At 65.3% G+C, this 20,123-nt stretch carries 22 protein-coding genes; 8 read left to right on the plus strand and 14 right to left on the minus strand.

Annotated features, from left to right (window positions below; genetic code table 11):
• Positions 1–492 carry a 5-(carboxyamino)imidazole ribonucleotide mutase gene (gene purE, locus WBG82_RS08385; protein ID WP_424423661.1) on the minus strand — a complete coding sequence of 164 codons (492 nt, stop codon included), beginning with the start codon at positions 490–492 and terminating at the stop codon, positions 1–3.
• A 334-nt stretch (positions 493–826) separates the two neighbouring features.
• Between purE and WBG82_RS08390 the strand changes: the two genes are divergently transcribed.
• The gene (locus WBG82_RS08390) at positions 827–1,465 is read left to right on the plus strand and encodes a GGDEF domain-containing protein (RefSeq protein WP_424423665.1); all 639 of its coding nucleotides are present in this window, start codon (positions 827–829) and stop codon (positions 1,463–1,465) included.
• Positions 1,466–1,468: 3 nt separating this feature from the next.
• On the opposite strand, the gene WBG82_RS08395 is transcribed toward WBG82_RS08390, so the two are convergent.
• Complete coding sequence (locus WBG82_RS08395; protein WP_324296980.1) at positions 1,469–1,675, minus strand: YdcH family protein; 207 nt, start codon at positions 1,673–1,675, stop codon at positions 1,469–1,471.
• 130 nt (positions 1,676–1,805) lie between these two features.
• Here WBG82_RS08395 and WBG82_RS08400 point away from each other — a divergent pair, with 130 nt between their 5' ends.
• Complete coding sequence (locus WBG82_RS08400; protein ID WP_424423668.1) at positions 1,806–2,318, plus strand: TIGR02444 family protein; 513 nt, start codon at positions 1,806–1,808, stop codon at positions 2,316–2,318.
• On the opposite strand, the gene WBG82_RS08405 is transcribed toward WBG82_RS08400, so the two are convergent.
• The gene (locus WBG82_RS08405; protein ID WP_424423670.1) at positions 2,319–2,939 is read right to left on the minus strand and encodes a UbiX family flavin prenyltransferase; all 621 of its coding nucleotides are present in this window, start codon (positions 2,937–2,939) and stop codon (positions 2,319–2,321) included.
• Between the two features lie 111 nt (positions 2,940–3,050).
• Between WBG82_RS08405 and WBG82_RS08410 the strand changes: the two genes are divergently transcribed.
• A complete protein-coding gene (locus WBG82_RS08410; RefSeq protein ID WP_324296977.1) occupies positions 3,051–3,230 on the plus strand; it encodes a YdcH family protein in 180 nt (59 codons plus the stop codon).
• A gap of 137 nt (positions 3,231–3,367) precedes the next feature.
• Here the strand turns inward: WBG82_RS08410 and WBG82_RS08415 are convergent, their stop codons facing one another.
• Positions 3,368–4,996, minus strand: coding sequence for an acyl-CoA synthetase (locus tag WBG82_RS08415; RefSeq protein ID WP_424423673.1), 1,629 nt, complete (start codon positions 4,994–4,996; stop codon positions 3,368–3,370).
• A gap of 159 nt (positions 4,997–5,155) precedes the next feature.
• Here WBG82_RS08415 and WBG82_RS08420 point away from each other — a divergent pair, with 159 nt between their 5' ends.
• Entirely contained in the window at positions 5,156–7,063 is a 1,908-nt protein-coding gene (locus WBG82_RS08420) for a propionyl-CoA synthetase (RefSeq protein ID WP_424423676.1), read from the plus strand.
• Positions 7,064–7,298: 235 nt separating this feature from the next.
• Here the strand turns inward: WBG82_RS08420 and WBG82_RS08425 are convergent, their stop codons facing one another.
• Both WBG82_RS08425 and WBG82_RS08430 read right to left on the minus strand, forming a co-directional pair.
• Positions 7,299–8,036, minus strand: a complete 738-nt coding sequence (locus WBG82_RS08425; protein ID WP_424423678.1) for a DUF1013 domain-containing protein — start codon at positions 8,034–8,036, stop codon at positions 7,299–7,301.
• A gap of 169 nt (positions 8,037–8,205) precedes the next feature.
• Complete coding sequence (locus WBG82_RS08430; protein ID WP_424423680.1) at positions 8,206–9,219, minus strand: NAD(P)H-quinone oxidoreductase; 1,014 nt, start codon at positions 9,217–9,219, stop codon at positions 8,206–8,208.
• Between the two features lie 105 nt (positions 9,220–9,324).
• Between WBG82_RS08430 and WBG82_RS08435 the strand changes: the two genes are divergently transcribed.
• Positions 9,325–9,525 carry a DUF1192 domain-containing protein gene (locus WBG82_RS08435; RefSeq protein ID WP_424423683.1) on the plus strand — a complete coding sequence of 67 codons (201 nt, stop codon included), beginning with the start codon at positions 9,325–9,327 and terminating at the stop codon, positions 9,523–9,525.
• Positions 9,526–9,884: 359 nt separating this feature from the next.
• The gene (locus tag WBG82_RS08440) at positions 9,885–10,445 is read left to right on the plus strand and encodes a DUF1465 family protein (protein ID WP_424423685.1); all 561 of its coding nucleotides are present in this window, start codon (positions 9,885–9,887) and stop codon (positions 10,443–10,445) included.
• A 92-nt stretch (positions 10,446–10,537) separates the two neighbouring features.
• On the opposite strand, the gene rpmE is transcribed toward WBG82_RS08440, so the two are convergent.
• A complete protein-coding gene (rpmE, locus tag WBG82_RS08445; RefSeq protein WP_324296969.1) occupies positions 10,538–10,765 on the minus strand; it encodes a 50S ribosomal protein L31 in 228 nt (75 codons plus the stop codon).
• Positions 10,766–11,026: 261 nt separating this feature from the next.
• On the opposite strand from rpmE, the gene WBG82_RS08450 reads away from it, so the two are divergent.
• Positions 11,027–12,868 (plus strand): ABC transporter transmembrane domain-containing protein, encoded by a 1,842-nt coding sequence (locus WBG82_RS08450; protein WP_424423688.1) that lies wholly within the window; start codon positions 11,027–11,029, stop codon positions 12,866–12,868.
• Positions 12,869–12,890: 22 nt separating this feature from the next.
• The gene (locus WBG82_RS08455) at positions 12,891–13,979 is read left to right on the plus strand and encodes a strictosidine synthase family protein (RefSeq protein ID WP_424423691.1); all 1,089 of its coding nucleotides are present in this window, start codon (positions 12,891–12,893) and stop codon (positions 13,977–13,979) included.
• Between the two features lie 18 nt (positions 13,980–13,997).
• Here WBG82_RS08455 and WBG82_RS08460 read toward each other — a convergent pair whose 3' ends face one another.
• The 7 genes from WBG82_RS08460 to WBG82_RS08490 all read right to left on the minus strand — a co-directional run bounded on the left by WBG82_RS08460 (position 13,998) and on the right by WBG82_RS08490 (position 20,115).
• The gene (locus WBG82_RS08460; protein WP_424423693.1) at positions 13,998–15,008 is read right to left on the minus strand and encodes a peptidoglycan -binding protein; all 1,011 of its coding nucleotides are present in this window, start codon (positions 15,006–15,008) and stop codon (positions 13,998–14,000) included.
• 18 nt (positions 15,009–15,026) lie between these two features.
• Entirely contained in the window at positions 15,027–15,989 is a 963-nt protein-coding gene (locus WBG82_RS08465; protein ID WP_424423695.1) for a flagellar motor protein MotA, read from the minus strand.
• A gap of 70 nt (positions 15,990–16,059) precedes the next feature.
• Positions 16,060–16,617, minus strand: a complete 558-nt coding sequence (locus tag WBG82_RS08470; protein ID WP_424423697.1) for an OmpA family protein — start codon at positions 16,615–16,617, stop codon at positions 16,060–16,062.
• A gap of 112 nt (positions 16,618–16,729) precedes the next feature.
• A complete protein-coding gene (locus WBG82_RS08475) occupies positions 16,730–17,533 on the minus strand; it encodes an inositol monophosphatase family protein (protein WP_424423699.1) in 804 nt (267 codons plus the stop codon).
• 86 nt (positions 17,534–17,619) lie between these two features.
• The gene (gene efp / locus WBG82_RS08480; protein WP_424423701.1) at positions 17,620–18,186 is read right to left on the minus strand and encodes an elongation factor P; all 567 of its coding nucleotides are present in this window, start codon (positions 18,184–18,186) and stop codon (positions 17,620–17,622) included.
• Positions 18,187–18,332: 146 nt separating this feature from the next.
• Positions 18,333–19,007, minus strand: coding sequence for a thiamine phosphate synthase (gene thiE / locus WBG82_RS08485; protein WP_424423704.1), 675 nt, complete (start codon positions 19,005–19,007; stop codon positions 18,333–18,335).
• 88 nt (positions 19,008–19,095) lie between these two features.
• The gene (locus WBG82_RS08490) at positions 19,096–20,115 is read right to left on the minus strand and encodes a class I fructose-bisphosphate aldolase (protein WP_424423707.1); all 1,020 of its coding nucleotides are present in this window, start codon (positions 20,113–20,115) and stop codon (positions 19,096–19,098) included.
• Between the last annotated feature and the right edge of the window lie 8 nt (positions 20,116–20,123).

The raw sequence follows: 20,123 nt of genomic DNA on the forward strand, positions 1-20,123 counted from the left end.
CTATTCGTCCACGGGTATGTCGCCGACCGAACTGGTCAGTTCGGCGCGGTATTGATCAAGGCGCGTGGCGAGTTCCGCGTCGGAAAGCGCGAGCACCGCGGCGGCGAGAAGGGCGGCGTTCTTCGCGCCCGCATCGCCGATCGCGAGCGTGCCGACGGGAATGCCGCCCGGCATCTGCACGATGGAGAGGAGGCTGTCCTGACCGTGGAGCGATCTCGTCTGGATCGGCACGCCGAAGACGGGAAGCGGCGTCATCGAGGCGGTCATGCCGGGCAGATGGGCCGCGCCGCCCGCGCCGGCGATGATGACCTTGAGGCCGCGGTCGCGGGCCGTTGTCGCATATTCGACGAGGCGCTGCGGCGTGCGGTGCGCCGAGACGATGCGGACCTCATGGGCGACGCCCAGCAGGTCGAGCATTTCGGCGGCGTGTTTCATGGTCCGCCAATCCGACTGGCTGCCCATGATGATGCCGACAAGTGCGCGCGCTGCCATTTGCCTTCCGATGTCCTATTGGAGCCGGGCCCTGCCGGGCCTCGTCGCGAGGCCGGTCCGGCGCGGAAAGCGAGGGAGTATAGGCGTCCCGTCCCGCTTGGCAAGCCGGGTTCAGGCCCGCCCGCGCGGCCGGGCGATTCGGGGTCTGTGGCGTTTTGAGGCGAACAGTGGCATCTTCTGATTCGGTCTGGCGGGATGCTCAGGCCGCGGACCGTGGGGGATCGGCGCAGAACGTTCCGGTCGACGATGCATGAAGGTCGGTGACAGCAGGCCGCTCGGGGGGGCGCCCCTTCAGACGGCGCGTGAGCGCGGAGAGGTGGCCGGAACGTCCAGAGTGGCGGCCGGGCGCACGATCACGGATGCCGTGAGCTTCATGGGCATTCCCGAGGCGGAGCTGACGCCGAGCGTCCGCGATGCACTCATGTCTCTCCTTGGCGAGGTCGACCGGCTGCGCCGCGAAATGGACAGGGTCCGCAAGCGGCTTCGGGATGCCGAAGACCTGGCCGACCGCGATCCGCTCCTTCCCGTTCTCAACAGGCGCGCCTTCGTGCGCGAGCTTGCGCGCGTCATCGCCTATGCGCGGCGCTACAACGAGCCGGCGGGGCTTGCCTATTTCGACATCGACAATTTCAAGCAGGTGAACGACACCTGGGGCCATGCGGCGGGCGACGCGGCGCTGGAACACCTCACGCGCCTCCTCTCCGAGCATGTGCGCGAAACGGACGTCATCGGCCGCATGGGCGGCGATGAATTCGCGGTCATCCTTGCCCGGACGGATGAGAAGACCGCCGAGTCGAAGGCGCGCGCTCTCTCGATCCTCATGCGCGAGAAACCGCTTGTCGTCGATGGTGTCGAGATCACCTTGTCGATCTCCTTCGGCGCCATCGCCTTCACGGGCGACGAGGACCCGCAGGACGCGCTCGCGCGGGCCGACCGGGCCATGTACCGCGCCAAGCACGGCATACAGCAATAGCCCTCAGGCTATGATGTCCGGGAAGAGGAGATCGTCAATTTCGTGGATGCGGTCGCGCAGATAGAGCTTGCGCTTCTTGAGCCGTTTGATCTGCAGATGATCGGGCAGCGGCGAGCCTTCCAGCGCCAGAATGGCGCTGTCGAGATCGCGATGTTCTTCCTTGAGTTGCGCCAGACGCTGCCGCAGCTCCTGCTCTTCCTGTTCGGTCATGGCCGCCCGATCGTGAGAGCGCGAACCGCCGCTCAGGGGCGGTCCCGCATCCATCGTTTTTAATGGTGGCGGCATCGGCGGGCAAGGGCAAGCGGGCGATAATGCCGCAGCGCGCGGAGGCAGGATCGGAATGGGAAAGACGGCGGAAGATTTCTGGGATTTTTCCCTCGTCCTTTATGCCCGGCCCGGCGTAGAGGCGGCGCTTCTCGCCCTTCAGGATGAAGAGGGGCTCGATGTGAACCTCATCCTTTTCTGCCTCTATGCGGGGGCGCGCGGAAGGTCGCTCGAGGAAGCCACGCTCGCGGGCATGCGAGGCATCGGCGCCGGATGGGGGCAGGGGGTCGTCGCGCCGCTTCGCGCCGCGCGCCGGGCCCTCAAGCCCATCGCCGAAGGTGATGCGGCGGCCGCTCGCCTGCGCGCCGAGGTGAAGCGGCTGGAGCTTGCCGCGGAAAAGGAGATGCAGCTGCGCCTAGATGCGCTGCTTGCCGGGGCGCTGCCTGCCGGGGCGGCGCTCCTGCCGCCCGGCCGCGGGCTTGCCGAGCGCAATCTGTCGGCCTGGCTCGAGGGCGAGGGCAGGGCGTTCGCAGGCCGGTGCGGCGAGAGGTTCGCGCGGGTGCTCGACGCTTGTTTCAACGACGACTGACTATTTCCGCGGCTTCTTCGCGGGCCGCACGGGAGCGCGCCTGCCGCTTCTGATGTCCTCGCCCCAGCGGCGTGTCTCGTCCGCCTCGATGCCGAAGAGATCGAGCGCGCGGCAGACCGTTTGCGTGACGATGTCGTCGATGGTTTTCGGCTCTGCATAGAAGGCGGGAACGGGCGGCGCGATGATGGCGCCGATTTCGGACAGATGCGTCATCGTGCGCAAATGGCCGGTGTGAAGCGGCGTCTCGCGCACCATGAGCACGAGGCGGCGGCGCTCCTTCAGCATGACGTCGGCCGCGCGTGTGAGCAGATTGGAGGTCACGCCCGTCGCGACTTCCGACATGGTACGGATCGAGCAGGGCGCGACGATCATGCCGAGCGTTCGGAACGAGCCCGACGCGATCGCGGCGCCGACATCGGCAAGCTGATAGCGCGTATGCGCCAGCGCCTCCACCTCGCCGGGCGTGCGGCCCGTCTCGTAGCCGAGCGTCATCTCGGCCGCTTTCGTCATGACGAGATGCGTCTCGATTTCGAGCGAGCGGAGAATTTCAAGAAGGCGCACACCATAGATGACGCCGGAGGCGCCGGAAATTCCCACAATGAGGCGTTTCGTTTCAGCCATGATTATGACATTTACCGTCTCTTCGCCCTCTTTGCGATAGGGGGTTCGACAAGCTGTCAAAAAAGAGTCATCCTTTTCGGGTTACCCACCCCAACGAAAGGTAGGTAAGGGATGGCACTGGAGTCGCATATTGCCGAACTTCGTGATCGGCATAGGACCCTGGAACGGGAAATCGAACAGGAACTGCTCCACCCTTCAAGCGATGATCTCCGAATTGCCGAGCTTAAAAAGCAGAAGCTCCGCCTCAAGGAACAAATAGAGAGGCTTTCAGGCCGAAAATCCGCAGCCTGACGAATTCATCTGAAAAGCTCTGATCCGAGACAGCGCCGGGCAGCGAAAGCCCGGCGCTTTGTATTTCGGGAGCCCGCAACGAGATACGTCATGGCCCGGCATGGCCGGGCCATCCACGTCTCTCCCCGCCTTGCCGCTCAGAGCTTTTGCGCCATTTCCCGCAGCTTGAATTTCTGGATCTTGCCCGTCGAGGTCTTGGGCAGGTCGGTGAAGACGACCGTTTTCGGGCATTTGAAATGCGCGAGATTGGCGCGGCAATAGGCGATGATCTCGGCTTCCGTCTGCGCGGCGCCGCGTTTCAGCGTTATGAAGGCGCAAGGCGTCTCGCCCCATTTCTCGTCCGGCCGCGCAACCACCGCTGCTTCCAGAATGTCGGGATGTTTGTAGAGCACGTCCTCGACCTCGATCGAGGAGATGTTCTCGCCGCCCGAGATGATGATGTCCTTCGAGCGATCCTTGATCTGGATGTAATTGTCCGCATGCCAGACGCCGAGATCGCCGGAATGGAACCAGCCGCCCTCGAACGCCTCGGCCGTCGCCTTCGGGTTCTTGAGATAGCCCTTCATCACCACATTGCCGCGGAACATCACCTCGCCCATGGTCTCGCCGTCGCGCGGCACTTCCTCCATGGTTTCCGGGTCGCGCACGGAAAGCCCTTCGAGCACGGGATAGTTGACGCCCTGCCGCGCCTTCACCTGCGCGCGCGCATCGGTTTCCAGCTCGTCCCATTCCTCGTGCCAGGCATTGACGACGGCGGGGCCGTAAGTCTCGGTCAGGCCATAGACATGGATCACGTTGAAGCCCTGATCCTCGAGCCGCTTGATGGTCGCGGCGGGCGGCGGCGCGGCGGCGGCGAAATAATGCACCGTGTTCGGAAGTTTCTTTTTCTCCTCATCCGTCGCGTTGATGAGGAAGCCCATGACCGTCGGCGCGCCGCCCATATGGGTGACGCCATGAGCCTCGATCGCCTCGTATATGTTTCCGGCGGCGACGCGCCGCAGGCAGACATGCGTGCCCGCGATGACGCTCATCGACCAGGTGAAGATCCAGCCGTTGCAGTGGAACATCGGCACCGTCCAGAGATAGACGGATTTGTCCGTCATGCCCGCGGTGACGACATTGCCCATGGCGAGGAGATAGGCGCCGCGATGGTGATAGACGACGCCCTTGGGATTGCCCGTCGTGCCGGACGTATAGTTGAGGCTGATCGCCTGCCACTCGTCGGCCGGAAGCTGCCAGTTGAATTCGGGATCGCCCGTGGCGACCAGGTCTTCATATTCGATCGCGCCGATTCTCTCTCCCGCGCCGTCGTATTCGGGATCGTCCATATCGACGACGAAGGGCTTGACCGTCGCATGGGTGAGCGCGCCGGCGGCAAGTTGCGAAAACTCGCGGTCGACGAAAAGCGCCTTCGCGCCGCCATGATCGAGCATGAATCCGATGATGGGCGCGTCGAGCCTGATGTTCATCGTGTTGAGCACGGCGCCGATCATCGGCACGGCATAGTGGAGTTCGAGCATGGCGGGCGTGTTGGGCGCGATCACGGCGACCGTGTCGCCAAGTCCGATGCCCCGCTCCGAGAGCGCGGAGGCGAGGCGGCGGCAGCGCGCGTAGAACTCTCGATAGTTGCGCCGCAAGCTGCCATGAATGACGGCGAGCTTTCCGGGATAGACCTCCGCCGCGCGCTTGAGAAAGCTCAAGGGGCTCAGCGGCTGATGGTTCGCCGGATTCTTGTCGAGATCGAGTTCATAAGGATTCGTCGTCATTGGTCCCTCTTGGCGGCTGATGTGCCGCGAATTCGGGCTTCACGGTAATGAACGCGGCGAATGGCGACAAGCGCCGCCGGGAAGCCTTCATGCGGGCTTGCAAAGCGCGCAATGTCTTGAAACAGTCACCGCCAAACGAACAAAAAACGGGAGATCGGCATGGGGCGTTATCGCGAAACCTATGAGCGCTGGAAGGCATCGCCCGAGGCGTTCTGGGCCGAGGCCGCGCGCGAAATCGACTGGTCGAAGCCGTGGGACAGGGTGCTCACGCTGGAGGGCGATCTTTCGCGCTGGTTCGAGGGCGCGACATGCAACACCTGCTGGAACGCGCTCGACCGTCATGTGGAAGGCGGGCGCGGCGAGCAGCTTGCGCTCATTCATGACAGCGCCATGACGGGCAAGGTGAAGCGCTTCACCTATCGCGAATTGCGCGACAAGGTGGCGACCTTTGCGGGCGTGCTGCAACGCCACGGCATCGGGAAGGGCGACCGCGTCATTCTCTACATGCCGATGGTGCCGCAGGCCGTCGTCGCCATGCTCGCCTGCGCGCGCCTCGGCGCCATTCATTCGGTCGTCTTCGGCGGCTTTGCCGCGAAGGAACTGGCGACGCGCATCGACGATGCGAGGCCGAAGCTCATCGTCTCCGCCTCATGCGGTCTCGAGCCCGGCCGCGCCATCGCCTACAAGCCGCTGCTCGATCAGGCGATCGAGCTTTCGGAGCACAAGCCCGAAGCGTGCATCATCGTTCAGCGCGCGGAGCTGGAAGCTCCCCTCGTGCCCGGCCGCGATTTCGACTGGAAGGACGAGATGGAGAAGGCGCGCGCCGCGGGCGCGGCACCGGCCTGCGTCCCCGTCGCCGCGACCGATCCGCTCTATGTGCTCTACACCTCCGGCACCACCGGCAAGCCCAAGGGCGTCGTGCGCGACAATGGCGGGCACATGGTTGCGCTCAAATGGTCGATGAAGAACGTCTATGGCGTCGATCCGGGCGACGTCTTCTGGGCAGCATCCGATGTGGGCTGGGTGGTCGGCCATTCCTACATCGTCTATGGGCCCCTCCTGCATGGTTGCACGACGATCCTCTTCGAGGGAAAGCCCGTCGGCACGCCCGATGCGGGCACCTATTGGCGCGTCATCGCCGATCACGGCGTTAAGGCGCTCTTCACGGCGCCGACCGCCTTCCGCGCGATCAAGAAGGAAGACCCGGCCGCCGAACTGGTGAAGAAATACGATCTGTCGAAATTCGAGCTTCTGTTCCTCGCGGGCGAGCGCGGCGATCCCGATACGATCCAATGGGCCGAGCGCGCGCTGGGCGTGCCGGTGATCGATCATTGGTGGCAGACGGAATCCGGCTGGCCGATGGTCGCAAACCCGATGGGCCTCGAAAGGCTGCCTGTCAAATACGGTTCGCCCACCGTCGCGATGCCGGGCTACGAAATCCAGGTCGTCGACGAGGCGGCGAAGCCCGTGCCCGCGAACACGACGGGCGCCATCGTCGTCAAGCTGCCCCTGCCGCCGGGCTGCCTGCCGACGCTCTGGCACAATGACGAGGGCTTCCGTAATTCCTACCTCGCCGACTATCCCGGCTACTACAAGACCGCCGATGCGGGCTATCTCGACGAGGACGGCTATCTCTATGTGATGAGCCGCACCGACGACATCATCAATGTCGCCGGCCACCGCCTCTCGACGGGCGGCATGGAGGAAGTGCTGGCGGGGCACCCGGACGTCGCCGAATGTGCCGTCATCGGCGTTGCCGACGCGCTGAAGGGGCAGGTGCCGGTGGGCTTCCTTGTCGTCAACAAGGGGGTGAACCGCCCCGCCGAGGAGATCGCGAAGGAAGCGGTGGCGCTGGTGCGCGACAAGATCGGTCCTGTCGCCGCGTTCAAGACTGCTCTTGTCGTGCAGCGCCTGCCCAAGACGCGCTCGGGCAAGATCCTGCGCGGCACCATGCGCAAGATCGCGGACGGCGAGGCGTGGAGCATGCCGGCCACGATCGACGATCCGGTGATCCTCGAGGAAATCGGCGAGGCGCTGTCGGACGCCGGCTATGGCAGGAAGGGCTGAGGGGCGGTCCACGAGCATCGCTGTCGCTCCGGGGTTGCCCTCCCTCTGCTGTGACCCCGGCCCTGTGCCGGGGTCCAGAGTGGCGGGTTCGGAGCTTGCGGCCCTGGATCCCGGGATGAGCCCGGGATGACAATTGCGAGCGAGCCGAGGTCCAACCGGAATCGCGGCAAAAGAAAAACCCTCTCCGGCCGGGAGAGGGTTTCATCTTTCCGAACATCGGGGCTTGGAGGAGGGCTTACTCCTCGTCTTCCTCGATCTTCACGTCCTTGAGCTTGGCGAAGACGCTGTCGGCGTCATAGGTCTTGCGCTCTTCCTTCTTCTCCTCCGCCGCTTCGGGCGCGGCGATGGTGGCGTGGTGCGGCGCCTCGGGGGCGATCGTCTCGGAGGCAGGGAGCAGCGTCTCGCCGCTGCCGCCCGCAGCCTTCTCGGCCTTGCGCCGCTCGCGTTCGAGCTTGCGGGCGGCCTTCTGCACGGCGGCGTCGAGTTCGATCTGGCTCGCAAGGCCGAGCGTCACCGGATCGACCGGCTTGATATTCGCCGAATTCCAGTGGCTCCGGTCGCGCACGCTCTGGATCGTCGGCTTGGTGGTGCCGACGAGCTTGGCGATCTGCGCGTCCGAGAGTTCCGGATGGTTGCGGAGGAGCCATGCGATCGCGTCCGGCCGGTCCTGACGGCGCGAAACGGGGGTGTAGCGGGGGCCCTTGCGCGGCTGGATAGGCGGCAGCTTGTACTTGCTTTCCGCCTGCTTCAGCCGTGTCGCGGGGTCCTTCTGGCAGCGCTCGATCTCGGCGCGCGTGAGCTGGCCCGAGGCAACAGGGTCGAGGCCCTTGATGCCCTGTGCGACGTCGCCGTCAGCGATGCCCTTCACCTCCAGAACGTGCAGACCGCAGAAATCGGCGACCTGATCGAAGGTGAGAGAGGTGTTTTCGACGAGCCAGACGGCCGTCGCCTTGGGCATGAGGGGCTGAGTCATGTTGTTCCTCTGATTCACCCGGACGTCATCCGGACGAACCCTTTTCTCTTCCTCGGGATGAGTGGGTATCGGCGTTATATAAGGGGAAAAGCCGCCCAATGAAAGACCAATGGCGGGGCTGGCACAGGGCATTTCGGCGATTTTCGGGTGGCGTTCCGCCCGCCTTCCCTCAAAGGGTGAGGACGATCTTCCCGATATGGCTGCTTTTTTCCATAAGCACGTGCGCTTTGGAGGCTTCCTCGAGCGGGAAGGTCGCGTCGATCCGCGGCCGCACCCGGCCGGCATCGAGAAGCGGCCAGACCTTCTCGCGCAGCGCCCGGGCAAGTGCCGCCTTCTCCTCGATCCCGCGAGGGCGGAGCGTCGAGCCGGTGAGCGTCAGCCGCTTCAGCATCATCGGCATGAAATTGACCTCGGCGGTCGGGCCGTTGAGGAAGGCGATGGAGACGATGCGCCCGTCCTGCGCGGCGGCCTGCATGTTGCGGGCGATATAGTCGCCGCCGACCATGTCCAGAATGACGTCGACGCCGCGCCCGCCGGTCAGGCGCTTCGCCTCGGCGACGAAATCCTGCTCGCGGTAGTTGATCGCCGCCTCCGCCCCGAGATCGCGGCAGGCAGCGCATTTCTCCGCCGAGCCCGCCGTAGCGAAGACGCGGGCGCCGAAGGCGCGGGCGAGCTGGATCGCCGTCGTTCCGATGCCGCTCGAGCCGCCGTGAACAAGGAAAGTCTCGCCGGCGGCGAGCCGGCCCCGCTCGAAGACATTGGTCCAGACGGTGAAGAAGGTTTCCGGCAGGCCCGCCGCCTCGACGGCGGTGAAGCCCGCCGGGATCGGCAGCGCATGGGTCTCGTGCACGGTCGCATATTCGGCATACCCGCCGCCGCCGAGAAGGGCGCAGACGCGGTCGCCCTGCCGCCAATGCGTGACGCCGGGACCGGCGGCGACGACCTCGCCCGCAACCTCGAGGCCGGGCGTCGCGGGCGCGCCGGGCGGCGGCGGATAAAGCCCCATGCGCTGGATCGTGTCGGGCCGGTTCACGCCCGCCGCCTCGACCCGGATCAGGATTTCGCCATGGCCGGGCTCCGGCCGGGCGATCCGGACCGGGACAAGCACGTCCGGGCCGCCGGGCTCGCGGATGGCGATGGCTCTCATCTGGGCAGGAAGGGACGGGGACTTGGTCGGGGACATTTGGGGGGCCTCTCGGGTCGGTCTGGCGCCGGGACACTTGAAGGTCTATCCAAGCCCTCCGAGACTGGCAACCTGACCCAGGCCGAGGCAATGAGGAGGCAGCCCATGGACACGGACGATCTTGAGCCGCGCAAGCGCAGGGGCGAGGCGCTGGCCGCCCTTGCGCGCGAGGATCTGAGCCTGCTCGGCATCGAGGAACTCAACGAACGAATCAGCGCCCTCGAGGCCGAAATCGCACGCATCCGCGCGCAACTGGAGCGAAAACACGGCACGCGCACGGCGGCGGAGGCACTTTTCAAGAAGTAAGTTAGCAAGAGCTAACATATTGGCGGAGCGCAATTTTCCGGGAAAAACAAGTAGATCTGGAGCGCGCTGCTCCTCCCGGCGGCCAGTGCCCATTTGCCGGGTAATTCACGATTTGATAAACATATGGTTGCTAGGGTGACCTTGCGTAATCCAGATCTTCTGGATTCTGAGTGGTTCCTATCCACTCTGTTTGACGCCTCCCTGTTACAACTGAGCCGCGGGCAGTCCGCGGCTCTTTTTTTGATCGAGCCCTTCACACATATCTCGACATGCCATCGGCGCCAGCGTTTGGCATGAATGTTGATCCTTCATCGGGCATCCGTGCCGCTCTGGCACGGACCAGAGAAGAGGGTCAGGGGATGAGTGCGGATCGGTTTGGCGGCGCTGGCGATGTGCAGTTTGCGGGCGAGGATGTGAGCATCGGCGAGTTCATGTCGTCCGGCCTCTTTCAGCGGACATATGAGGAAGGCATGCGCCTCGTCGAGGAGACGTCGGCCTATCTCGACGGTCCGGGCCGCGAAGCCTCGCGCAATCTCTCGCGGGACGCATCGCTCGCCTATGCGGGCGAAAGCATGCGGCTCACCACGCGGCTGATGCAGGTGGCGGCCTGGCTTCTCGTTCGCAAGGCCGTGCATGAAGGCGAGATTTCGCATGAGGAATCCATGGCCGCGAAATACCGCCTGGCGTCGAGGGAGATCGCCCGTTCGGCGCGTCTTTCCGGCAATCACGTCCTGCCGGAGCCCCTGATCGACCTCATCATGCGCTCCGAGCTTCTCTATGCGCGCATCGAAAGGCTCGATGCCGGGCTGCGCGCGGAACCGGCGGTCGTGGAGGCGAGCCGCCCGCTGGCCGAGCAGTTCGATCGCGTCGAAGCCTTCTTCCGCGAAACCCTGCAGCGCGAATGGGGCCAGGGCGCCTGATCCCTCGGGCAGTCCCGGAACCTCACGATCCGCCAATGAAAAAGCCCCGCGAGAGCGGGGCTTTGTCGTTTGAAGCGAAGCTTCCGTGAACCTCAGGCCTTGCCGCCGAGATTGCCGAACTTCTGCTTGAAGCGGCTGACGCGGCCGCCGCGGTCGACGATCTGCTGGCCGCCGCCGGTCCAGGCCGGATGGGTCTTCGGGTCGATGTCGAGGGTGAGCGTGTCGCCCTCCTTGCCGTAGGTCGAGCGGGTCTGGAAGGTCGTCCCGTCCGTCATCGCCACGGTGATCATGTGGTAGTCGGGATGAATGTCTTTCTTCATGGCTCTACGCCTTCTCAGATCACAAAAATGCCGGAAACCGGGGCTGCCGATCGCTGGCGCGCCGGGAATGGGGGCTTATAGCCAAGGAGTGAGCCCAATACAAGGCCAAGCTCCGCCCTGAGCGATGCGCTGGGGCGATTGGGCGCGGGGGCCGGGGCCGGCTTCGGATTGGCTCGGCGGGGCAAGGGTTGCTATATGAACGGGCAGGGTGTCCTTCTGGGGGCTGCCCGCGACCTCGCAAAACTGACCCGGCGGCCATCCATGAGCGAGATATCGAATCCGGTGGTTGAAGCCATCGAGGAAGAAGCCCAGCGCCGCAGGCCCGCCAGGGGCGTCCGGCCGCTCGCCAAACTCATGCCCTTCATCGGCCGCTACCGGATCATGGTGGCGCTCGCTTTCGTCTCGCTCGTCTTCGCGACGCTTGCGACGCTCGCCGTGCCCATCGCCGGCCGCCGCCTGCTCGACAATGGCTTCACCCAGACGAGCGCCGACTTCATCGACACCTATTTCCTCGCGCTGATCGGCATCGCGGCTCTTCTCGGCGTCGCGAGCGCCATGCGCTTCTTTTTCGTGAGCTGGATTGGCGAGCGCGTCGTCGCCGATCTGCGCGAGGCCGTCTACGCCCATGTGCTGAAGCTCTCGCCCGCCTTCTTCGAGGTGACACGCACGGGCGAGGTGCTGTCGCGCCTCACGGCCGACACGACGCTCATCAAGACGGTCGTCGGTTCCTCCGCCTCCGTCGCATTGCGCAACGTGTTCCTCTTCATCGGCGCGGCATCCATGATGGCGGTGACGAGCACATGGCTCTCCGGCCTCGTGCTTCTCGCCATTCCGATGATCGTTCTGCCGCTCGTGATCTTCGGGCGCTGGGTGCGCCGCCTTTCGCGCGCGAGCCAGGACCGGCTCGCGGATTCGAGCGCCTTCGGCACGGAAAGCCTCAACGCCATCCAGACCGTGCAGGCCTTCACGCATGAGGAGATCGACCGGCAGCGTTTCGCCGAGACGGTGGAGCGCTCCTTCGTGACCGCGCGGGCGCGCATCACGGCGCGCGCCGTGCTGACCGCGCTCGTCTTCTTCATGGGACTTTCGAGCGTCGTCGGCGTGCTCTGGTTTGGTGCCCATGCGGTCGTCGCGGGCACCATGTCGGGCGGCGCGCTGCTTCAGTTCATTCTCTATGCGGTCTTCGCGGCAACGTCGCTCGCCGCCCTTTCGGAAGTCTGGGGCGACATGCAGATGGCCTCGGGCGCGACCGAGCGGTTGATGGAACTGCTGGCGATCGAGCCCGAGATCCGCGCGCCGAAATCGCCCAGGGCTCTGCCTCTGCCCGCTCGCGGCGCGATCAGCTTCGAGCGCGTGACCTTCGCCTATCCGACGCGGCCCCAAGTCGCGGCCTTGCGCGATTTCTCTCTCGATGTGAAGCCCGGCGAAACCGTGGCGATCGTCGGGCCGTCCGGCGCGGGCAAGAGCACGGTGTTTCAGCTTCTGCTGCGTTTCTACGATCCGAAGTCGGGGGTAATCCGCCTCGATGGCGTCGATATTTCCCAGGTCGAGCCCGGCGAGCTTCGCAGCCGTCTCGGCGTCGTGCCGCAGGAGACGGTCGTTTTCGGCATGAGCGTCGCGGAGAACATCCGCTACGGGCGGCCCGATGCGAGCGAGGAGGATGTCATCGCCGCCGCGAAGGCCGCGCGTATTCACGATTTCATCGTCTCGCTGCCTCAGGGCTATGCGACGCAGGTGGGAGAGCGCGGCGTCACGCTTTCCGGCGGCCAGCGCCAGCGCGTCGCCATTGCGCGCGCTATCCTGCGCGATGCGCCGGTGCTTCTTCTCGACGAGGCGACGTCGGCGCTCGACGCGGAAAGCGAAACGCTCGTCCAGGCGGCACTAGAAGGGTTGATGCGGGGCCACACCACGCTCGTGATCGCGCACCGGCTCGCGACCGTTCTCAAGGCTGATCGAATCATCGTCATGGAAGAAGGCCGCATTGTCGCTGCCGGCACGCATGACGAGCTTGTGCGGCAGGGCGGTCTTTACAGCAGGCTTGCCCGCCTGCAATTCACGGGCGACATATTGGGTGGCGAGCCCCAAAGCGCCGCGCTGCACTGAACGAACCGGGAGGGAAGGGAACATGTCACCGCTCTTGCGCAGAGCCATCATCGCCGTATTCGCCGTCGCCGTGATAGCGAGCGTGCTCGCCTGGCGCTTCCTTTCGGCGGCGGGCTTTTTCACCGACATCCGGGCGGAAGTTCCCGCGGAATGCCGGGCGATCGCTTCCGTGCCGGGGCCGGAGGATATTCAGATCGACCGCGAGCGCGGCCTGGCCTTCGTCTCGGCTTTTGACCGGCGCGCCGCAATGGCCGGGCATGAAGCCACGCGCGGCGGCATCTATGTGATCGATCTGAAGGCGCCGCAGGCGGAATGGGCGCTTCGTCCGGTCACGGCGAACGAGCCGGCCGACTTCAAGCCCCACGGAATCAGCCTCCATGTCGGCGCGGGCGGCGAACGGCGCCTCTTCGTCGTCAACCACGCGGCGAAGGGTGAGGCGGTCGAGATTTTCGATGTCGCGCCGGATGGTCTGCTCACCCATGTGAAGACGGTCGCCGATCCGCTGTTCGTTTCGCTGAACGATGTCGTCGCGGTCGGTCCCGATGCCTTCTACGCGACGAATGATCACGGCTCGAAGGGGCTCGGCGGAAGGCTGAGCGATCTCGTCCTGCTGCGTAACGCCAATGTCGTCTATTACGACGGCGCTTCGGCGCATGCCGCCGCCGACAGGCTTCTCTTTGCGAACGGCATCAATGTGAGCCCGGACGGCAAGACGCTCTATGTCTCGGAAATGCTCGGTGCCGCGCTCCATATCTATACGCGCGATCCCGCGACGGGCGCCCTCACGAGCCGCGATTATGCGCGCCTCGGTACCGGCCTCGACAATATCGATGTCGAGCCGGATGGCGCGCTCCTCATCGCGGCCCATCCGCATCTGATCGCGTTCCTGAAACATGCAGGCGACCCGAAGGCGCTCTCGCCGAGCCAGGTCGTGCGCGTCGAGCCGGGCGCGGGGCAGGGCGGCAAGGCCGGTACGATCTATCTCAATCGCGGCGAGGAGATTTCAGGATCGAGCGTCGCCGCTGGCTTCGACGACATGATGCTGATCGGCAATGTCTTCGATCCGAAGATCCTTGCCTGCAAGCAGTCGAAGGAACTCAAGGCGTTCTGATCGCCCCTCATCCCGCCTTCAGCGCTCCGTCAGCTTGAACTCGATGCGGCGGTTGCGCTTGAAGGCGGCGGCACTCTTGCCCGTATCGAGCGGCTGGAACTCGCCGAAGCCCGTCGCGGCGAGATGCTCGGGCGGCACGCCCCGCTTCGCCATGAAGTTGACGACGGCGATGGCGCGCGCGCTCGAGAGATACCAGTTGGAGGGGAACTGCGCCGTGTGGATCGGATTTGCGTCGGTGTGCCCGTCCACGCGGATGACCCACTGAATGTCGTTCGGGATTTCGGCGGCGATTTCCTTCACCGCGTCCGCGATCTTCTGAAGCTGGGCGACGCCCGAGGGATTGATCTCGGCCGAGCCGCTGTCGAAGAGGATTTCCGACTGGATGACGAAACGGTCGCCCACGACCTCGATGTCGGGTCGGTTGCCGAGAATTTCGCGCAGGCGGCCGAAGAACTCGGAGCGGTACTTCGCAAGCTCCTGCACCTTCTGGGCAAGCGCGGCGTTGAGCCTGCGGCCGAGATCCGCGATCTGCGCCTGGCTTTCCCGGTCGCGTTTTTCGGAGGCTTCGAGCGCCTCCTCGAGTGCGGCAAGCTGGCGGCGGAGCGCGGCGATCTGCTGGTTGAGAAGTTCGACCTGCGCAAGCGCCTGATTGGAAATTTCCTTCTGCTTTGAAAGCTCGTCCTGCAGCACCGCGACCTGCGAGCCCGCGCCTGCCGCCGCGCCGAGCCGATCCTTCTCGGCATTGGCTTCGGCGAGCGAGGCCTGAAGCGTCGCGATGGTGGTCTGGAGGTCAGCCTTCTCCTGTTTCGACAGCGCGAGCTGGCTGACGAGTTCGGCAATCTGGCTCCGCAGCGCTTCGAGCGCCGTGTCCTTGCTCGAGACGAGTTGCGACAGGAAGAACTGCGTCAGCATGAAAATGGTGAGCAGGAAGATGAGCACGAGCAGCAGGCTCGACATGGCGTCGACGAAGCCCGGCCAGTAGTCGGCACTCGGGGCGCGTCCGCGAATTCGTCTGTGTGCGACCGTCATGCCGTTCCCGCCCGCCGGTTATTTTCTGCCGAGACTGGCAGCGAGGCGATCGAGCACGGGGCGCAGCGCTTCCTGATTTTCGGCAAGGCGCCGGATGAGAAGCTGCTCGTGCTTGATCTGCTCGGTGAGAGCCGTGATCTGGCCGGCGAGCGCGAGCATCGGCGCGCTGTTTGCGCCGCCGCCCGAGGCCAGCGACTGCTCGATGCGCTCGAGCCGCTTCAGCGTTTCCCCGAGCATGCCGGGGCCGGGCTCCGCCGCGCCGGAAATATCCGTCACCGTAGAAAGCCACTCTTCAAGCTCATTGTAGAAGCGGTTCTGCGCCTGCCCGGCCTGAAGGTCGAGAAAGCCGAGGATGAGCGAGCCGGCAAGGCCGAAGAGCGAGGAGGAGAAGGACGTGCCCATGCCCGATAGCGGCCCCTCGAGTCCCGCCTTGAGATTCTGGAAGACGGTCGCGGGATCGGATGTCTCGATATTGAGGCCGTGGATCGTCGCGCCGACCGAGGTCACGGTGGTGAGAAGGCCCCAGAAGGTGCCGAGCAGGCCGAGGAAGATCAGCAGGCCAATCATGTAGCGGGAGATTTCGCGCTGCTCGTCGAGGCGCGAGCCGATGGAATCGAGAAGCGAGCGCATGGTGAGCGCGTTGAGCTGCATGCGCCCCTTGCGCTCGCCGAGCATGGTCGCCATCGGCGCGAGGAGGCGCGGGGCGGGCGGGATCGCCAGTCCCGGATCGGCACGGCGGAACTCGTTCACCCAGCGCACTTCGGGGCTCAGCACGAGAATCTGCCGGAAGCCATAGAGAATACCGAGCATGAGCACGCCGATAATGAGCGTGTTGAGCCCCGGATTGGTGAAATAGGCCGTCTTGAGCTGCGGCGAGAGAATGAGGAGCAGAAACCCGACAAGGAGCAGGAAGAGGATCATCCGCACCAGATAGGGACGCGGCGTGGAGAGGGCCGCGCCGCCGGTATAGTCCTTCGCCATCTTCAGTTCAGCTCCCCCTGTGATCCGGGCAGATCTTGCGTCTTTCGCGTCGTTCGCCTCATGAGGCGCATCAGCCTCCCGCGCGGGTGATGTCGACCCGGTCGAGAGGGCCTGCATCCCGCGTGCCACCGAGCGCTCTCACTTCGAGCCGGTCCGTCGCGATCCCCTGTTCGATGAGGAAATTGCGGACCGTGAGCACACGCTTCAGCGACAGGCGCCGGGCATTCGTGCTCGTGTCGCCGGGGGGCCCGGCATAGGCCTTGAGCGTCACCCGGCCGCCGCGGCGACGGAAACCTTCCGCGAACGTCCTGAGCCGCGCCGCCTCGCCGTCGCTCAGCGCTGCCTCTTCGGGCGGAAAGTCGATGCGGGCAAGCGCGGGCTCGGGCGCGCGAAGCGGCGACGTGCCGAGCGCGGGCGCTCCTTCGGGCGATGCGTTAACGATTGCGGGCAGCGGCGCCGCGAGCGGCTCGGGCGGCGTCATGGGCTCGCCCATGCGCGTGCCGGGCCGGTCGAGAGGCACGGCGTCCACGGGTTCGGCGCGCGCGCCCGTTCCGGCCATCAGCATGAGAACGGCGCAAAGCCCGGCTATGCGAACCGTCCGTACCCAACGCCCTTCAGGAAAAGTCATGGCTGCCCTCCCGCGCGACGAGGAGACTGGAATCCTGCGTTCAGTCTAGTCGAAACGGGGCTGACGGGAAATCGCAAGGACGGTGGAGGCCGGCGAGGCGGGCGATGCGCGGTCAGGATGCCGCGTGAGCGCGCTTCAGCGCCTTGGCAAGCTCGCGATGGATCGTCTCGTTTCCGGCGATGACGCCGCCGCTGTTAAGCACGTCGTCCCGGCTGTTGAGATCGGAAACGAAGCCGCCCGCCTCGCGCACCAGAATGATGCCCGCAGCGAGATCCCATGGCGCGAGGTTCGCTTCCCAATAGGCGTCGTAGCGACCGGCCGCGACATAGGCGAGATCGAGCGCCGCCGATCCCATGCGCCGCACGCCCGCGACCTCGTTCATCACCACGCCGAGTTCGGCGATGAAACGCTTGTGGCCGGGCCGGCCGATATGCGGGATGCCCGTCGCCACAACCGCATTGGCGAGCTCGCGCCGCGCCGCGACGCGCAGGCGCCGGTCGTTGAGAAAGGCGCCCTGGCCCTTTTCGGCGATGAAGAGCTCGTCGGAAATCGGATTATAGACGACGCCGGCGACGATCTGCCCGTCGCGCTCCAGCCCGATCGAGATCGCGAAATGCGGGATCGAGTGGAGAAAATTCGTCGTGCCGTCGAGCGGATCGATGAGCCAGCGGTGCGACTTGTCCGAACCCTCGATCGTGCCGCCTTCCTCCATGAGGAAGCCATAGCCGGGCCGCGCCTTGGAAAGCTCTTCGAAGAGCGTCTTTTCGGCCTTCTTGTCGGCGGCGGTGACGAAATTCGCGGGGCCCTTGAGCGAGACCTGCAAATTCTCCACCTCGCCGAAGTCGCGTTGCAGTCCGCGCGCCGCCTTGCGTGCGGCGGCCACCATGACGGCCATGACGGGGGTATGACGTGCCATCGGGGACTTGCGCTTTCTCTCGGGCATTTCCGGCGATGTCCGTTTCGGCATCGGCGGGAAATGCGGGTCGCTGAATGATCGGTTCGTTAGTCGGCGCGGCGGAGATAGGTGACTTCGTTCGTGTCGACCACGATCTTCTCGCCAACGGTAATGAAGGGCGGCACCATGACGCGGATGCCGTTCTCGAGCAGGGCCGGCTTGTAGGAGCTGGCCGCCGTCTGGCCCTTCACCGTCGGTTCCGTTTCCGTGATTTCCAGCACCACCTGATCGGGCAGGGCGACGCTGATGGGCCTGCCCTCGTGGCTCTCCACCGTCACCTTCATGCCGTCCTGCAGGAACGCCGCGCGCTCGCCCACCCAGTCCTTGGCAAGCTCGATCTGCTCGTAGGTTTCGTTGTCCATGAAGGTGAGCATGCCGTCGGCTTCATAGAGGAACTGATAGTCCTTCTGCTCGAGCCGCACGCGCTCGACCGTCTCGGCGGAACGGAAGCGCTCGTTGAGCTTGCGGTTGTCGATCAGATTCTTCAGTTCGACCTGCGCGAAGGCGCCGCCCTTGCCGGGCTTCACATGCTGAACCTTCACCGCCGCCCAAAGGCCTCCCTGATGCTCGATGACGTAGCCGGGGCGAATTTCGTTACCGTTGATCTTGGGCATGGACCTTATCTCGGACTGGGGTTGAGCAGGCTCGCGGCGGGACCGGCTGTTTGCGCCGATCTGCTGATGGGGCAGGCGCGATCCGGCCGCGGGCGCTCTGATAGCATCTGGCGGCCGTAAGGCCAATGCCTTTCCGAAAGGAGGGGTTATTGGCCGCGGGGCGTCTCGGCCATGATGCGGTTGAACGCCCGCACCGCCTCGGCCGGACCTTCCGGGTGCGCCCAGACGCCCGCCGACACGGCGAGAAAGTCCGCGCCCGCCGCAACGAGGGTGGCGGCGTTCCCGACCGTTATGCCGCCAATGGCGACGCAGGGCACCACGAAGGTCTCCGACCACCAGGTCAGGAGGTCGGGCGTGGCGCGGGTCTTGGGCACCTTGGTGCCGGTTTCGAAGAAGGCGCCGAAGGCGACATAGTCGGCCCCCTCTTCGCCGGCCACCATCGCCAGATGGCGCGAATTGTGGCAGGTGACGCCGACGATACGGTTGGGGCCGACGAGCTTGCGCGCTTCCTTGTAGGGGATGTCCTCCTGGCCGACATGAACGCCGTCAGCTTCCATCTCGGCCGCGATGTCGGCGCGGTCGTTGATGATGAAGGCGACGTCATAGCTCTGCGCGACGGGCATCAGCACCTCGGTCGCGCGGCGGATCGCATCGGCCGGCGCCGTTTCCTCGCCTTCCGTCTTGAGGCGAAGCTGGAGCGAGGCGACATCGCCCGCGTCGAGCGCGCGCTTCAGCGTGTCCGAAAAGGCGACTGGCTCGATCCGGGGCGGGGTGATGAGATAGAGCCGGCAGGGCTCGCGTTCTTCTTCGATGATGCTCATGGGGGAGGTTGTAGCGCGTCTTGCGCGCGAAAGGCAAAACGCCCCGCCGGTAAGGGCGGGGCGCTCTGTCTGGTCATGGCCGGAAGGCTCAGGCGGCCTTCTCGAGTTCGGCCTTCCACTGGCCGAGAGCGGCGAGGCCGTTCATCCGGGCGCGGTGGAGGAAGGCACGCTGGGCAGCCGCCACATTCTCCGCCTTGCCGCCCCAGGCCTTGAGCGGGGCCGCCTGAAGCGCGCGGCCGTAGGAGAAGGATAGCTTCCAGGGCAGCCCGCCAATGGCGTTCATGGCGTTGAGATGCGCCGTCGCATCCTCGTCCGACTGGCCGCCGGACAGGAAGACGATGCCCGGCACCGCCGCCGGAACCGTGCGCTTGAAGACCGTGATGGTCTTCTCGGCGACTTCCTGCACGCTTGCCTGCGTCGAGCACTTCTTGCCCGAGACGACCATGTTCGGCTTCAGGATCGTGCCTTCGAGCTTCACGCGATGCGCCGCGAGCCGCGCGAAGACGGTGCGCAGCGTCACTTCCGTCACCTCGAAGCAGCGGTCGGCGGTGTGCGCGCCGTCCATCAGCACTTCCGGCTCGACGATCGGAACGATCTTCTGCTCCTGGCAGAGCGCGGCGTAGCGGGCGAGCGCCTCGGCATTGGCCTCGATGCAGCCCATGGTCGGAATGCCATCGGCAATGTCGATCACCGCGCGCCACTTCGCGAAGCGGGCGCCGAGATCGTAATATTCGGCAAGCCGCTCGCGCAGCCCGTCGAGACCTTCCGTCACCAGTTCGCCCGGAAAGCCCGCCATGGCCTTCGCGCCCGCATCGACCTTGATGCCGGGGATGGAGCCAGCCTGTTTGATGAGATCAACGAGAGGCGTGCCGTCCTTCGCCTTCTGACGGATCGTCTCGTCATAGAGGATGACGCCGGAGATGTGGTTCTTCATCGCCTCTTCGGTGCGGAACAGCATCTCGCGATAGTCGCGGCGGTTGCTCTCGGTCGACTCGAGGTTGATCGTGTCGAACCGCTTCTTGATGGTGCCCGAGCTTTCGTCGGCGGCAAGAATGCCCTTGCCCGGCGCCACCATGGCTTCGGCAATCGATTCAAGCGTTTCAGTCATATCCCGAA

The organism is Parvibaculum sp. (assembly GCF_049671045.1).
GTDB lineage: Bacteria > Pseudomonadota > Alphaproteobacteria > Parvibaculales > Parvibaculaceae > Parvibaculum.

Coding starts and splice junctions, on each gene's coding strand:
- WBG82_RS08435 (WP_424423683.1), top strand. CDS start 9,325: ATGGACACGGACGATCTTGAGCCGCGCAAGCGCAGGGGCGAGGCGCTG.
- WBG82_RS08395 (WP_324296980.1), bottom strand. CDS start 1,675: ATGACCGAACAGGAAGAGCAGGAGCTGCGGCAGCGTCTGGCGCAACTC.
- WBG82_RS08475 (WP_424423699.1), bottom strand. CDS start 17,533: ATGGCACGTCATACCCCCGTCATGGCCGTCATGGTGGCCGCCGCACGC.
- WBG82_RS08425 (WP_424423678.1), bottom strand. CDS start 8,036: ATGACTCAGCCCCTCATGCCCAAGGCGACGGCCGTCTGGCTCGTCGAA.
- WBG82_RS08455 (WP_424423691.1), top strand. CDS start 12,891: ATGTCACCGCTCTTGCGCAGAGCCATCATCGCCGTATTCGCCGTCGCC.
- WBG82_RS08450 (WP_424423688.1), top strand. CDS start 11,027: ATGAGCGAGATATCGAATCCGGTGGTTGAAGCCATCGAGGAAGAAGCC.
- thiE (WP_424423704.1), bottom strand. CDS start 19,007: ATGAGCATCATCGAAGAAGAACGCGAGCCCTGCCGGCTCTATCTCATC.
- WBG82_RS08465 (WP_424423695.1), bottom strand. CDS start 15,989: ATGGCGAAGGACTATACCGGCGGCGCGGCCCTCTCCACGCCGCGTCCC.
- WBG82_RS08460 (WP_424423693.1), bottom strand. CDS start 15,008: ATGACGGTCGCACACAGACGAATTCGCGGACGCGCCCCGAGTGCCGAC.
- WBG82_RS08415 (WP_424423673.1), bottom strand. CDS start 4,996: ATGACGACGAATCCTTATGAACTCGATCTCGACAAGAATCCGGCGAAC.
- WBG82_RS08420 (WP_424423676.1), top strand. CDS start 5,156: ATGGGGCGTTATCGCGAAACCTATGAGCGCTGGAAGGCATCGCCCGAG.
- purE (WP_424423661.1), bottom strand. CDS start 492: ATGGCAGCGCGCGCACTTGTCGGCATCATCATGGGCAGCCAGTCGGAT.
- WBG82_RS08440 (WP_424423685.1), top strand. CDS start 9,885: ATGAGTGCGGATCGGTTTGGCGGCGCTGGCGATGTGCAGTTTGCGGGC.
- WBG82_RS08405 (WP_424423670.1), bottom strand. CDS start 2,939: ATGGCTGAAACGAAACGCCTCATTGTGGGAATTTCCGGCGCCTCCGGC.
- WBG82_RS08400 (WP_424423668.1), top strand. CDS start 1,806: ATGGGAAAGACGGCGGAAGATTTCTGGGATTTTTCCCTCGTCCTTTAT.
- efp (WP_424423701.1), bottom strand. CDS start 18,186: ATGCCCAAGATCAACGGTAACGAAATTCGCCCCGGCTACGTCATCGAG.
- rpmE (WP_324296969.1), bottom strand. CDS start 10,765: ATGAAGAAAGACATTCATCCCGACTACCACATGATCACCGTGGCGATG.
- WBG82_RS08430 (WP_424423680.1), bottom strand. CDS start 9,219: ATGTCCCCGACCAAGTCCCCGTCCCTTCCTGCCCAGATGAGAGCCATC.
- WBG82_RS08470 (WP_424423697.1), bottom strand. CDS start 16,617: ATGACTTTTCCTGAAGGGCGTTGGGTACGGACGGTTCGCATAGCCGGG.
- WBG82_RS08490 (WP_424423707.1), bottom strand. CDS start 20,115: ATGACTGAAACGCTTGAATCGATTGCCGAAGCCATGGTGGCGCCGGGC.
- WBG82_RS08410 (WP_324296977.1), top strand. CDS start 3,051: ATGGCACTGGAGTCGCATATTGCCGAACTTCGTGATCGGCATAGGACC.